The sequence below is a fragment of the Desmospora profundinema genome, assembly GCF_031454155.1.
Lineage (GTDB): Bacteria > Bacillota > Bacilli > Thermoactinomycetales > DSM-45169 > Desmospora > Desmospora profundinema.
In genome coordinates, this window is sequence record NZ_JAVDQG010000003.1 from 422,961 (window position 1) to 435,228 (window position 12,268).

The 12,268-nt window shown below is 51.9% G+C and carries 17 protein-coding genes; 6 read left to right on the forward strand and 11 right to left on the reverse strand.

What is annotated here, in order from left to right:
* Positions 1-95 precede the first annotated feature (95 nt).
* Positions 96-560 (forward strand): flavodoxin, encoded by a 465-nt coding sequence (locus JOE21_RS08385; RefSeq protein ID WP_309864756.1) that lies wholly within the window; start codon positions 96-98, stop codon positions 558-560.
* Positions 561-573: 13 nt separating this feature from the next.
* Positions 574-1,242 carry a hypothetical protein gene (locus JOE21_RS08390; RefSeq protein WP_309864758.1) on the forward strand — a complete coding sequence of 223 codons (669 nt, stop codon included), beginning with the start codon at positions 574-576 and terminating at the stop codon, positions 1,240-1,242.
* 495 nt (positions 1,243-1,737) lie between these two features.
* Here the strand turns inward: JOE21_RS08390 and JOE21_RS08395 are convergent, their stop codons facing one another.
* Positions 1,738-2,148: a hypothetical protein gene (locus JOE21_RS08395; RefSeq protein WP_309864760.1), complete on the reverse strand. Its 411-nt coding sequence runs from the start codon at positions 2,146-2,148 to the stop codon at positions 1,738-1,740.
* A gap of 204 nt (positions 2,149-2,352) precedes the next feature.
* Between JOE21_RS08395 and JOE21_RS08400 the strand changes: the two genes are divergently transcribed.
* Entirely contained in the window at positions 2,353-3,303 is a 951-nt protein-coding gene (locus tag JOE21_RS08400; protein WP_309864762.1) for a 4-hydroxy-3-methylbut-2-enyl diphosphate reductase, read from the forward strand.
* A gap of 63 nt (positions 3,304-3,366) precedes the next feature.
* Here JOE21_RS08400 and JOE21_RS08405 read toward each other — a convergent pair whose 3' ends face one another.
* The 6 genes from JOE21_RS08405 to JOE21_RS08430 form a co-directional block, all read right to left on the reverse strand.
* A complete protein-coding gene (locus JOE21_RS08405; RefSeq protein WP_309864997.1) occupies positions 3,367-4,632 on the reverse strand; it encodes a trehalase family glycosidase in 1,266 nt (421 codons plus the stop codon).
* 470 nt (positions 4,633-5,102) lie between these two features.
* On the reverse strand, positions 5,103-5,795 hold the full coding sequence (locus JOE21_RS08410) for a tetratricopeptide repeat protein (protein WP_309864764.1): 693 nt from the start codon (positions 5,793-5,795) through the stop codon (positions 5,103-5,105).
* A 68-nt stretch (positions 5,796-5,863) separates the two neighbouring features.
* Positions 5,864-6,190 (reverse strand): winged helix-turn-helix transcriptional regulator, encoded by a 327-nt coding sequence (locus JOE21_RS08415; RefSeq protein WP_309864766.1) that lies wholly within the window; start codon positions 6,188-6,190, stop codon positions 5,864-5,866.
* Positions 6,191-6,479: 289 nt separating this feature from the next.
* Positions 6,480-7,229 carry an FHIPEP family type III secretion protein gene (locus tag JOE21_RS08420; protein ID WP_309864768.1) on the reverse strand — a complete coding sequence of 250 codons (750 nt, stop codon included), beginning with the start codon at positions 7,227-7,229 and terminating at the stop codon, positions 6,480-6,482.
* A 59-nt stretch (positions 7,230-7,288) separates the two neighbouring features.
* The gene (locus tag JOE21_RS08425) at positions 7,289-8,026 is read right to left on the reverse strand and encodes a 5-formyltetrahydrofolate cyclo-ligase (RefSeq protein ID WP_309864769.1); all 738 of its coding nucleotides are present in this window, start codon (positions 8,024-8,026) and stop codon (positions 7,289-7,291) included.
* Positions 8,013-8,342, reverse strand: coding sequence for a DUF1811 family protein (locus JOE21_RS08430; protein ID WP_309864771.1), 330 nt, complete (start codon positions 8,340-8,342; stop codon positions 8,013-8,015). Before JOE21_RS08430 ends, JOE21_RS08425 begins: the two co-directional genes overlap by 14 nt.
* 129 nt (positions 8,343-8,471) lie before the next feature.
* On the opposite strand from JOE21_RS08430, the gene JOE21_RS08435 reads away from it, so the two are divergent.
* Complete coding sequence (locus tag JOE21_RS08435) at positions 8,472-9,413, forward strand: alkaline phosphatase family protein (protein ID WP_309864773.1); 942 nt, start codon at positions 8,472-8,474, stop codon at positions 9,411-9,413.
* A gap of 3 nt (positions 9,414-9,416) precedes the next feature.
* Positions 9,417-9,800, forward strand: coding sequence for a hypothetical protein (locus tag JOE21_RS08440; RefSeq protein WP_309864774.1), 384 nt, complete (start codon positions 9,417-9,419; stop codon positions 9,798-9,800).
* A gap of 66 nt (positions 9,801-9,866) precedes the next feature.
* Here JOE21_RS08440 and JOE21_RS08445 read toward each other — a convergent pair whose 3' ends face one another.
* Both JOE21_RS08445 and JOE21_RS08450 read right to left on the reverse strand, forming a co-directional pair.
* A complete protein-coding gene (locus tag JOE21_RS08445; RefSeq protein ID WP_309864775.1) occupies positions 9,867-10,220 on the reverse strand; it encodes a L,D-transpeptidase in 354 nt (117 codons plus the stop codon).
* 61 nt (positions 10,221-10,281) lie between these two features.
* Positions 10,282-10,473 carry a hypothetical protein gene (locus JOE21_RS08450; RefSeq protein ID WP_309864778.1) on the reverse strand — a complete coding sequence of 64 codons (192 nt, stop codon included), beginning with the start codon at positions 10,471-10,473 and terminating at the stop codon, positions 10,282-10,284.
* A gap of 81 nt (positions 10,474-10,554) precedes the next feature.
* Here JOE21_RS08450 and JOE21_RS08455 point away from each other — a divergent pair, with 81 nt between their 5' ends.
* Positions 10,555-10,902, forward strand: a complete 348-nt coding sequence (locus JOE21_RS08455) for a DUF2512 family protein (RefSeq protein ID WP_309864779.1) — start codon at positions 10,555-10,557, stop codon at positions 10,900-10,902.
* On the opposite strand, the gene JOE21_RS08460 is transcribed toward JOE21_RS08455, so the two are convergent.
* Entirely contained in the window at positions 10,903-11,640 is a 738-nt protein-coding gene (locus tag JOE21_RS08460) for a DUF421 domain-containing protein (RefSeq protein WP_309864780.1), read from the reverse strand.
* Between the two features lie 65 nt (positions 11,641-11,705).
* On the reverse strand, positions 11,706-12,188 hold the full coding sequence (locus JOE21_RS08465; RefSeq protein ID WP_309864781.1) for a DinB family protein: 483 nt from the start codon (positions 12,186-12,188) through the stop codon (positions 11,706-11,708).
* Between the last annotated feature and the right edge of the window lie 80 nt (positions 12,189-12,268).

The window sequence follows — 12,268 nt, forward strand, 5'->3', positions numbered from 1 at the left end:
GATTTTTCTATTGATAACTATTCTCACTCGATGTATGATCGATATAGACGAAAATGATAATCGTTATCAATGTATCGGAGGAGGAACATCGTCTCATGACACCGGTTCTCTTGGTCTATGCCAGTATGACGGGCAACACGGAAGAAATAGCGGAGTGGGTGGCGAAAGGCGTGCGGGATGCGGGTGTGTCCATCGAGGTGAAAGAGGTGATGGACACCGACCCGGCGGACTTGGAACAATACGGCCTGATCCTCCTGGGAGCATACACCTGGGGAGATGGAGAGCTTCCCGATGAATTTCTTGATTTGTACGAGGAGATGGACGGGTTGGATTTGAGTGGAAAGGCGGCTGCCGTGTTCGGTTCTTGTGATTCATCCTACCCGATGGTGGGGGCGGCGGTGGACATCTTGGAAAAAAAGCTGGAAGAGCGCGGGGCACGCCTGGTCCTTCCCGGTTTAAAAGTGGAATTTGCACCGGATGAAGAGGAGGGAAAACACTGTCAATCTTGGGGGAGATCGGCGGTGGAAAAGGCGGCTGATCAGCTGGCGGAACAGGCGTGAGGGAGGTGTGAAGATGAGAGGGATGGCGTGTTTGGATGAAGAGCAAGTGGAACAACTGATCCGGTGTGATTGTGCCGGATGCAGGCGGCGTGCCCGGGAAGGAGAGCCGCCGGTATGGAACTGGAGGCGGCAAGTGTTGGAGGCGGTGAACCGTACCCTGCGGGATTTGTTTAGAACAACGGGGGTTCCGCGAACCCCATGGCGGGTGTTGCAATCGCTGCAGCGGCATTGGCCCGCCAATCCATCCCTGTTTCCAGATCGAAATACTTATTATACCGTTTGGGTAAAGGTGACCGATCACCTGATGCGATATGTGGTGTCCAATCGGGAGGAAGATCCCCCCATTCTTTTGATGGAACCCTTATCGATGCGGGTGGAGGAGCTTGGGATTACGTGTTCGATTCATGTGCAGCTGGCGCAGTGGAGCGAGGAGGGGGTCTGGATCCGCCGTTTTCTGGTGGACGACCATCCCGGAGTGATTGATTCCTGCCGTTATTTGACGGCCCTGTTTGCCAAGCGGTACTGGGGAGAGAAGCGGGTGAACCTGGAAGTGGTTTCTTTGTTGAATGGAGACAGCCGCACATTTTGTTTGTCGGATGAGTCAACGCGTCACCTATATGATTATCTGTTGCTGGTACGCGAGCGTTTTTTTGATCGGCATACCGGTTATATCCCCTGTTAGGATATAACCGGTATGCGATTAGGGCGTGTCTGAACAATCTGTAGTGCGAGATCCCGGGTCGGTATGGCTGTCTAAATTTCGTTGCAAAAAGCGCATAGCGAGACCGGGAGCAAAGCGACCTAAGCGAGACTTGTGCTCCGTGAGTACAAAGGCGAAACAAAAGCCATACCGACCCTCCCTTTGCTCAGGGAAGATTAAAGCCCTGGACCGCCGACCGGTTTTATCACACCTGTGCCCGCAAAGCGGGCTTTTTCTTGTACAATGAGGAACGGGATGGACGTTACCCGGAGATGGATACTTTCAGACGGGAGGCGATGATAATGTCCATTTACGATTGGTTGACGCCGGATTTTCTCGTGTACATTCTCTTGTTAAGCTCCTTGATTTTGATGGCCTTGTACATTCGGGAACGGGGCAAAAACAAAGACAACTGAGTTTGTGGATTCCATTGGTGGGTATAACAAGAAAAAACCTCCCATCTGGGGAGGCGTGGGGTTAATACTGGGAACTATCCCAACGGCGACTGGAGCTTTCATATTTGGGATAGTAAGGATCTTGCATATAAAGCTTCATCATTCTGCGATCCATGTGAGGGGCCATTGGCATGTAGCGGTACATCTCGTGCATCGACGACGGATCGAATGGCATCATACCGTATCCGTCATGGTAGGGATTATGCATCGGATGAGGAAGCATGGGGTAGTGGTAGGGGGCGGGAGGACAGAGATCGGGACCGCAGGGATCATGCGGCACTGGTACCGGCATGGGCATCGGTACAGGCATTGGCATGGGCATCGGCATCATGTGGGGTTTCTTTAATTTGGGTTTCTTAGGCATAAAAGGGACCTTCGGTTTTTTTGGCCATTCAGGGTAAGGGATCGGTTTCTTCGGAGGTTTTTTTTCCACGAATGGATCACTCCTTTGGTTCAAATGTCCACATTGACACTGTATCTTATGTACGCCCTTCGGCATCCGTACCTGATGGAAGCGCCCATCTTCCAAGTGGCACAAGCGCGGTTTTCGCTCTGTCCTTGGGTAAGAAGAGCAAGTGCGTTATAATAGAGGGGATTGCTCTGGATTGGATCCGATACGGACCCGGGAGGGAATAGAATGGACGTATTGCGAATTACCCCGCGGGGTTATTGTTATGGAGTGGTGGATGCCATGGTTCTGGCGCGCCAAGCGGCCAAGAATCTGGATCTGCCTCGGCCCATTTATATTCTTGGCATGATCGTTCACAACGCCCATGTAGTGGATGCGTTTGAAGAAGAGGGGATTATCACTCTGGATGGAGACGACCGCCTCAATCTGTTGGAGCAGGTGGAAAAAGGAACTATAATCTTTACCGCGCACGGAGTCTCCCCTGAAGTGCGGAAGCGTGCCAGGGAAAAGGGATTGACAGTGGTGGATGCCACCTGTCCCGATGTCACTCGGACGCATGACGTAATCCGGGAGAAAGTGGCGGAAGGGTATGAGATCGCCTATATCGGTAAACGGGGCCACCCGGAGCCGGAAGGTGCGATCGGGGTGGCGCCGGATCACGTCCACCTGGTGCAACATGAGGAAGATGTGGAAGCGCTTCATATCCAGTCGGATAAATTGGTGGTTACCAACCAAACCACCATGAGCCAATGGGATACCCGCCATCTGATGAAAAAGGTGAAAGAAAAGTACCCCCACGCAGAGATCGTCAATGAAATTTGCTTGGCGACCCAAGAACGGCAAGAAGCCGTGGCTGAACAGGCCCGCAAAACGGAGCTGGTGATAGTCGTGGGGGATCCCCGCAGCAACAACTCCGAACGTTTGGCTCAGGTATCCCAGGATATCGCCGGTGTGGAGGCCCACCGTGTTGCCGACGTGACGGAAATCGATGTGGAATGGTTAAAAGGAAAAAGCTATGTTGGGGTTACGGCTGGTGCTTCCACTCCCACTCCCATCACACGCGAAGTCATTAAATTTCTGGAGCAGTTTGATGAGAACGACCCCAGCACGTGGACACCGGTTCGCACCCTGAAGAAAGACAAGCTGCTTCCTCCCGTTCGCAAAAAGAAAAACGCCTAACGCTGATTTCCATCGAAACAAACCCCCCTTGGAGCCAAAAAGGCACAAGGGGGTTTTTCGTGTTTACTCAGACTCCACTTGACAGTATCCGAATTCGGTGGCCAGTTTTAAATAAATGCCGTTGGTCCACCCAAACCCTTCCTGGAGTGGATACCGTCCGGGAGTGCGGATGTTAAAGTCAACGACATTGTATTTTTCAAACAATTTTCCATATCTCTCAAATATGTGTGTGCACAAGGACAACCAGTGATTCGCTATCTGTTCGGCTTCTTTTCGGTAACCGTAATGGAGCAGTCCCTTGGTCACGATCCACTGCAATGGAGCCCAACCATTGGGATAGTCCCATTGAAATCCCGAATAGGTGGTTGATGTGACCGCTCCTCCCCGGTGTAAAAAGCGGGAAAGGTTTTGGCGTACTTTTTCGGCTTGGCGGGGGGAGGCAGCTTCAGCCCAGAGAGGGTAAAAAGTAGCCAGTGAAAAGTACGGATATTGGTGGCCGCGTACAAAATCATAATCAAAATAGACTCCGTGTTGCTCGTTCCACAGGTAGTGATCCATGGTCTGTTTTCGGGAAAAGGCCCGTTTTTTCCAGTCCGCTGCTTCTTTATCACGGTCCAATATCTTTGCGATATGGGCAAAATCGGTTTCATATCGATATAAGAGAGCGTTGAGATCCACAGGAATAAATGAGGCACATTGCCTGTTGAAACGGGCGGTGTAATCCCAGCCGGATTCGGCTTCGGCCCTCTCCTGTAGGAATGCCGGCGGTAAATAGATCTCGTCAAAATGGAGATAGGCTTCCCCGCGGATGCGCAGCATTTTTTCGATGTCGTCAAAGTAGCGGTTCAGTCCCACCTGGGGGATGAAGTGTGTGTTTGGATCCATCCAGACCTGGTGATATTCCACTTTTGCCATCTTATAAGCGTGTTGCAGCCACGTTTTGTCTCCATCGTACACTTCCTTGATCATGGAGGTTAGAAAAGGCGGCTGCGATCGGCTGAGGTGGGCAATTTCAGAACTGTTTGGAACCAAGCCGAATGTTTTGATTTCATATAAGAAATTATCCACGATTTGTCGAGCCAATGCAGTTAGACGGGATATTTTCAGGCCCAGGAGAATAAAGTAGCTGTCCCAGTAAAACAATTGCTGAAACACACCACCGGGAACGACATAGGGATAGGGGAGGTACAACAGTTGATCCAAGGTATGAGGTGGACTTGTTTTAATCAATTCCTTCCAATGATCGTGTATATATCGTGCCGTCCGTTCCATGCTTGGATTGACACAGCGGAAAGTGACATCCGGCAGTGTTACTTCCAACGGGCTCACCCCCATGCAGCTTTTCCATATGGTATTTGTGTCGTTATAGAAGTATGTCAAGGAGTGAGAAGAAAGGAAATCGGGATGGAATGGTTTGCAGCGGGATTCATAAAAAATTGCACCGATTTTTCACCGGTACAATTCTTGTTGTTCGTGCCTGTCGGCGTAAATATTCTGTCATCAATGAGGTTTTAGTGGCGATCGACGGCGATCCCTCCTGGCGATGTATGAATAGCACTGGTTCATCGTTCCCCTGAATTCCACGCGATGGTCGTTTTTCATTGGATTGTACCATTGAAAATATTGATCTTCATGGAGGATGGAGGGGGGAAATTTCTCCGAATCCAAAATCACATAATACATAAACGACACCTCCTTGTCAGTAGTATTGTCTAAATACTTTTAAGTAAACCATTTTTTGCTTCTTTATCAATAAAAAATGAAAAACCCCCCAATTGGGGGAGTATCTGTATGGAATATCAGTTCCGGGGGCGGGACGGGGCGAGACCGAGTCGAAAGCTGGACCGGAGAGCCCAGGCCCGCTGGGAACGTTTTTGGTATCGGGGAAGATGGCGGTAGATCTCGATTGCCTCCTCATAGGCATCTCGGCTTTCCGGGACCCGGTCCAGCTTCCCGTACAGCCGTCCCAGCCGGTAATATCCCTCGCAGGAAGAGGAGTGAATGGACCGAAAGCGTTCCAGATAATCGATGGCTTTGTCTGGATCAAGGGGACCGAATGCCTCCGCCAAGCGAAGATAAGGTTCCCCGTACTGCACTCGAGGTTCCCGCTCCAACGCATCCTGTAGCCATCGTTCCCCTTCGTCCAAATCACCGATTTTCAACCGGCACAGCCCGATGTCCACACGGATCTGGGCCGAATCGGAAATGGCTTTTAGGCATTGCTCCAGATGGGGTAGGGCCTCCCGGTATTTTTTTCGTTCCATCAACAGACGGGCCATTTCCAGACGATCCGATGTGTGGTGCGGATTCAACTCGAGGGAACGTTTTAATTTCCGCATACGGGCAGCGATCTGAAAGGGACGGATGGCGTTTGGAAAAAGTCCGATGAAGCGGCGGTCCAAGAAATAGGCGATCAAGAAAAGGAGGAGAAGGGCGAGAAAGGGGTTGCCCAAGATGTACCATAACAATCCAAAGGTGAAGAGCTTACCCAATTTTCCACCTCCTAAAGAGAAAAAAGAACCCGCTCTTTTAGAAGCGGGACGTTTTTATCCACCGGGGGTTAGTCCTGGGGCTTTGCCCATTGTTCCGCCCAGGATTGCAATTCGTCCATCGCCGGTTTTAACGCTTTCCCTTTTTCGGTTAACTCGTACTCAATTCTTACAGGTGTCTCGGGATAGATGTTGCGTGTCAAGATTCCGGCTGCCTCTAGTTCCTTGAAGCGTTCGGCCAGCATTTTATCGCTCATGCCGGGAATCATGGATGAAATTTCCTTGAATCGTTTCGGTCCATCCATCAACACTCGGATGATCAGGCCGGTCCAGCGTTTACCCAACAGTTCAAACGCGAATTCAAACATGGGGCACAGCTTTTGCTTGTGGTTGTTCATCATAGCGACCACTCCTGACCCAATTTTACCATATTTGCTTGACAAAAGGTATCATCACCCATAAGATAACCAAACTAAAAGTAAGTGGCTATATTTCATGAATTGATTTGGTGTTTTTTCGCCAAACCTCTCCTCCATCCTGACCCGGATGGGGGAGAGGTTTGGGAGGTAACGACTGTGATCCACAGCGTGTAGAGGATCAGCCCAGATAGCGGTTTTTCAGAGTAGTTTCCTTTATAATATATCCTTCTTTAATGGTGAGAAGCCCAACCCGCTTAGGGGCTGGGCTTCATTTGTTGAATCCGATTACTTTCCCTTTATGTGTGGGATGGGGCAGACGTCGGTCCTTTTTCTTTTGAGAGACATACTTCGCAATTTCAGAGGGATGAGGATGGGTCCATTCCGGCGGTGTATATCCTTCGTGCGGATGAACGAGGAAATAATCCAAAACGGTTTCCAACAGTTCCTCAAAGGGATGCAAAGGGATACGGTCTTTCAGCAATAGCTTGGTCACAGACCAAAGGATCCCGGAGGTAAGCCCCCGCTCCTCCAGCTCTTTTACCAGATCGGGGCTGTGGGATTTGGCTTGCTTCAACCAACGGGCCACCCAATCGTAAGTAACCAGCTGATCCAACCGCCGGTTGATCACTTGGCGCAGATGGTTGAGAAGGATGGTTGCAGCTTCTTCTCCTTCCCGGGAGTTCCAGCGTCCTTCCACTTGGTCGATGGGGTGGAGTCCCATAGTTCCACTCTCGATTACATGGGAAAATAATAAAGGTGGATGCAATACTCCATCAACTATGCGGTTACCGCGGATACGAATCTGGTATTGGTTTGGTTCCAGTTCAGACTGGGAACGGATGCGTACGGAAGGCAGGTACACCCCCAGTTGACGGAAAACCTCTTTTCGCACCGCTTGTATTTGTCCCGTGAAATCAGGGTCGGCCAACAACGGTTCATACAAGCCGGGGCCCAGTTCCAATGACAAAACGTCGCCCTTTTGTTCCCCATAAGCATCTGACAAGTTCCAGTCAGCCATCGGGTCATTCTCTCCTCCAACTTAAGCAATTAAAACGATTCAATTACCATAGACAGGCCCTATGATCTCTCCAGCCGTTCCTTCCATTTTTTCAATATCGGCATGTCGTCCAGCTCTTCTTCGGTCACCCGTCCCCAGTTGATTCCAGCAGGCTTGGGGTAGGAGGGGTTCGTTTGAATCAACTCCTGCTCCGTAGCGATCCAATCAACGGTTAGATCGTGAGGTTCCAAGGGAATGTCGTCATCGACCACCTGCAGGGAATGGACCGAGGAAACCACGGGGATTTCCGGGTTTCCCGATTCGCGCAAGACTGCGTATTCCCGGTCGGCATAACCCTCTCCCTTCCCCAGCCGTCTTCCATCGCGATGGAGAGCGACCGCTCCAACGACGAACAGGTCCACGGGAGGGAGGTGTTCCAAAGGAATTTCTACACCATATTCGTGAATATGGGATAAGCTGGCCGCTTTTCGTTCCTCTCCCGCCGGAACCCGGTCGGGATCCACACGGATAAAGCCGGCTTTAAGGCGGGGGGTGGGCACCAACAACGTCTTCCCATCCCGAAGCGCTTGTGCACGCAGCGGAAGCTGGGGGGAGTCGGGATTCACCTTGATCGTTTGTGCTTGTTGATAAACAGCCAATTGGGTGATGTGGTGTGCCGCTGCTTCCGCTCCCTTGAAGTTGGGAATGCGTCCCCGCAGGGGAAAGGGGAACCGGCCTGCTTTTTTCTCCTCCAGAAGCGACCAGACCCGCTCCCGAATCACCGTTTTCGAGTGGGCCGGGTGGTTATCGGGCGTCATCGGTGTCCTCCTCCATGGGATGAAGGATTCCGATGGGGATCGCTTCCTGGATGGGCGATCCTTCATACGTTCCCCATGCCATCACTCCGTTTAGATCGTTTACATGAAACGGTATTGTTTCGCCCTCTACCCGATACCGAAGTCCAGGCTTGATTTCCGCCGGGTTTCGGAGGTACGATCGGACAAATTGGATCTGCCTCTCGATAACCGCCATTTCACCGGTCATGGACGCACGGCGGGCACGGGTTTCTTCTTGTTTCAGCCGCTCCATTTCCCGTTTCAGCTCCTCCGCACTCATGCGGCTGTAGTGTATCAACCATCCGACCTCCCGGGCTTTGGCGTTCGCTACTGGATATTATACCAAACGGGATCCGTTTTCGCGGTGTTTTTCCGATGTTCGGCAAGAGCTGTGATACAATGGGCCCAGAGGAGGGATTCCATCGTTATGCCAGTGATCCTATTGTTTATTGATGGAGTGGGCCTGGGGGAAGAAGTGGACGACAATCCCTGGTATATCGAACCGACTCCCCATATAAACCGTTTGCTGGCCGGCCGCAACTTGGTTGCAGAGGCAGTGGGACGGGTATCGAGCGGGGTTTTGCTGTTGGCTGCCGATGCTGCCTTAGGAGTGCCTGGCCTTCCGCAGAGTGCGACTGGTCAGGCTACGATTTTTACCGGCCGCAATGCTCCACAGGCGATGGGAAGTCATCAAAGCGGGCTCCCTCTGACGCGGCTGCGTGAATGGGTGGAAAAGGACAACCTGTACCTTCAAGCCCGTCGGCACGGGTTTGGGGCCACCTTTGCCAACAGTTATACTCCCGAGTATTTTGAATTGCCCACCACCCGTCGGGGTTGGGTTTCCGTCTCCACCTGCGCCATTCGCAGCACCGGACAACCGTTGCGCATGTTGGAAGATCTGTTGGAGGGACGGGCCGTTTACCATGACGTGACTCGGCGCTTTTTGGCCGATAAACGGGACGATGTGCGTGAAATTGCGCCGGATACCGCTGCGGAGCACTTATACGGTCTAACCCGTGACTACGATCTGGTGGTTCATGAGTTTTTTTTAAGCGACTTGGCGGGACACCGCCAAGATCGGGAAGGGATGGCCCGGGTGACCGCCCGTTACGACGCCTTTCTCGGTGCCGTCGTCAAGCAGCTGCAGGAACAGGATCTGCTGCTCTTGGTTAGCGATCATGGGAACAGTGAAGATCTGCGGGTGAAAACCCACACGCTAAACCGAGTGCCGCTCTTGGCGGTTACATCGGATCGGGCATTTTTGGACGAGATGGAGCAGCAACAAAAGCCGTGGGATTTGACCCATGTCACTCCCTGGACGATGCGATGGTTGAAAAGTCGCAACAGACCGCTGGAAAGGAGAGCCTGATCAATGGAGAAATACGTGCCACATGTGCGGGAGGCCGCTATTCCGGAAGATGGGGGATGGGCGGAACTTTCCGGGGAACAGGTGCTAATCCTGTCCGTCCCGGAATGGGAAGAACTCGTCGATCGGTCGGCGGAAGGATATCGGTATGTATGGATGTATGATCGGAAAGCGGATGCCTATATCTTTTGTTTTCGCCTGGAAGACGGAACAGAACGGGCCCTGGCTTTTGCCAAGGACCACGGAGGCCTGCTTCTCGCGGATGAACGCGCCCGCGGTTCTTTTTCGCTGTTGGTTACTGCCCGCCCCTTGGAGGATGTGAAGGATGAGACACCGATGCTGCTGTTACAGGGGATTACCCTGAAGCGTCATCCAAAAGCGGGATGGTGAATGGATGCTTCATCTGCGGAAACGGATGGAGCATCCATTTGGTGCGTTAGGGTTGTTTCCCTCCACCTACTCCCGAATGACGACAGTCGTCCCGATGGGAACCCGACCGGCCAACTCTTCTACATCCCGATTGTACATACGAATACACCCTTTGGAGACCCGTTTCCCGATGGAAGCGGGATTGTTTGTTCCATGGATGCCGTATCCTCTTCGGGACAAGCCCATCCACATCGTGCCGTAAGGAGTCAGGCGGCCGCCTGGGCGGCTGTAAGGGTAGGGAACCTTGTTGATGATATGGTAGGTACCGGTGGGGGTTTGTGTCAGGATCTGTCCGATTGCAACGGGATAAGAACGGACGACTCGTCCTCCTTCCAACAGGTATAGGCGGCGGTCGGACAAGTCCACCAAAATGCTGGGCAAGAAAAATTCCCCCTTTCGCTCTTATGCTATGAGTGAAGGGGGAAGAAAGCGCAGGTTTCCTTCAAACTTGTGAAGAGTCGTCGTAATCGTAACGAAATCCGTCTTCAAAAGCCGGGGAAAGCACCTGTCCCCGGGATTGTACCCGCTCCAGTAATTCGCGGTATCGACGGGCCTTGTCAGGGTCCGAGTTGTTTTGGAGTGCCAGTTGCAACGCTTCCGCCACCAATCGGCATTCCTGTTTGTCCAGATTCATCTGTTCGCCTCCTTTTTGTCTGCATCCTGGAGATCGTTTTTCCATTTGTATGGGACATACTGGAACGAGGAGGTGTCTGGGTTGAATTGGCTGCTAAAAGTGGTCATGTATGCGTCGGTGATCCATGGCGCCCATCTGTTGGTGGAGGGGTTTCATTATTCCGATGTGCTTGCGCCTACGTTGATCGTCTTGTTTTTAGCGACGGTGGGTCATTTCGCGGACCAATGGATTCTTCCCCGGTTGGGCAATCCGCTGTCTTCCGTTGCAGGTGCGTCTTTTATCACTGGAACGGTATGGGGAGGACAGTTCTTGTTTCCCGGATCGTTCGTACCCATTCCTGCGGCAGTCGTGATCGGAATGACTTTGGGAGTGGTGGAATATCGCATGCATCGGGATATTCTGAAGCATCGACAAAACCCCTCCCCATGATTAATGGCGTAGGGGAGGGAGTGTGGGGAGGACTTCCTGGTACAAGGTATAGGTGAGTTTTTTGTGCTTATCGACGGAAGCAAAGAAAACGTCATCGATGGAAGGAATGTCTGCGTTTTCCAGTTCTGTTTTCATCCATTGGTCGTCCAACCCCAAGTGATCCAGAGAGTATTGCAGAACTTGCCCTTCTACGATGACGGGTAATGCGATCCCGGGCGGAGGCGGGGTCTGCCGCCAGTCTTTTCTGGTGGGAGGATCGTGAAGGGGATCTTTTTTCACCGACATCTTTCCGTTTGCCTCCAGAATGGCCAACTCCACTTCAGCCAAGTCGAACACCCCATGTTCCCGAAGCATGTTTAAAATGTTGTCGATGGAGTAACGGATTTGCTTCAGATTGTCTTTCATCAATTTGCCCTTATGAACGACGACGGTGGGTTCAAAGGTGAACCACTTGCCCATCTTACGGGAAGTGATCTTTGAGAAGGCGACGATCCGCTGCAACAATGCCACGATGACAATAGCGAACGCAGTGGGGAGGTGTTCGATCTTCGGGTCGGCGATGTCCGCCCCAACGATGGCACCCAAAACAACTACAATCAAAAAATCAAAAACAGGCATCTCGCCGATGGCCCGCTTCCCCATATAGAGCGTCAGGAACAGCAACAACGGTAAAATGGTGGCGATTCGACCCATGATCAGGAGATAATCTTCTCCAGCTTTTAACCACTCCACAATCATAACCCCTTTCCTCTCTCCCCTTATTTTGGGGCAAGGGCAAGGGGTTCCATTCATCCAATTGGTATTTAGTACAAGTCGAACATGTTGACCGGATGTCCCCGTTCTTTCAGATACTGAAACAATTGGGCGCGATGATGGAAGACATGGGTAACCACTTCCAACAGCCAGCGGACTTGGGGAGTGCCGTGATCGGCGTAAAAAGCTTTGGTCTCATGGTGGAGGAATGTGTCTGGATCCAGCGATTCCATGTAATCGGACAGTTCGCGGAAGCCCCGTTCCATGATCGATCCCAGCTTTTCAGCAGTGTCGGCCGCCAGTTGCACCTCCAGCTCCTGCACTTGTGTTTGACTGTGTTCCTGCATAATAGCCAGATCGACGGCAGGAATCTGACATAGATGTTGTGCCAATTCCAACAGGGTGCGCATTCCTTCCCGGGGGCGGTATTCCCAATCGTCTGCTTCCACCTGATTGAGGAGATGACGGGTGGTGCGAATGCCGAGAGACAGTTCGTCCAACAGCGTTTGCCGAAAAACAGGGGTTTTTTCCATAGGCATTGGCCTCCTTGTGGAGTGAAAATGAACGAACATATGTACGATTCGGTAAGTGCGTACCGATTTCCTGCCCCATT

Bases quoted from the DNA above. Each gene is read 5' to 3' on its own strand.
- JOE21_RS08460 (WP_309864780.1), bottom strand. From the start codon at position 11,640: ATGATTGTGGAGTGGTTAAAAGCTGGAGAAGATTATCTCCTGATCATG.
- JOE21_RS08400 (WP_309864762.1), top strand. From the start codon at position 2,353: ATGGACGTATTGCGAATTACCCCGCGGGGTTATTGTTATGGAGTGGTG.
- JOE21_RS08435 (WP_309864773.1), top strand. From the start codon at position 8,472: ATGCCAGTGATCCTATTGTTTATTGATGGAGTGGGCCTGGGGGAAGAA.
- JOE21_RS08415 (WP_309864766.1), bottom strand. From the start codon at position 6,190: ATGAACAACCACAAGCAAAAGCTGTGCCCCATGTTTGAATTCGCGTTT.
- JOE21_RS08465 (WP_309864781.1), bottom strand. From the start codon at position 12,188: ATGGAAAAAACCCCTGTTTTTCGGCAAACGCTGTTGGACGAACTGTCT.
- JOE21_RS08425 (WP_309864769.1), bottom strand. From the start codon at position 8,026: ATGACGCCCGATAACCACCCGGCCCACTCGAAAACGGTGATTCGGGAG.
- JOE21_RS08420 (WP_309864768.1), bottom strand. From the start codon at position 7,229: ATGGCTGACTGGAACTTGTCAGATGCTTATGGGGAACAAAAGGGCGAC.
- JOE21_RS08385 (WP_309864756.1), top strand. From the start codon at position 96: ATGACACCGGTTCTCTTGGTCTATGCCAGTATGACGGGCAACACGGAA.
- JOE21_RS08450 (WP_309864778.1), bottom strand. From the start codon at position 10,473: ATGAATCTGGACAAACAGGAATGCCGATTGGTGGCGGAAGCGTTGCAA.
- JOE21_RS08440 (WP_309864774.1), top strand. From the start codon at position 9,417: ATGGAGAAATACGTGCCACATGTGCGGGAGGCCGCTATTCCGGAAGAT.
- JOE21_RS08390 (WP_309864758.1), top strand. From the start codon at position 574: ATGAGAGGGATGGCGTGTTTGGATGAAGAGCAAGTGGAACAACTGATC.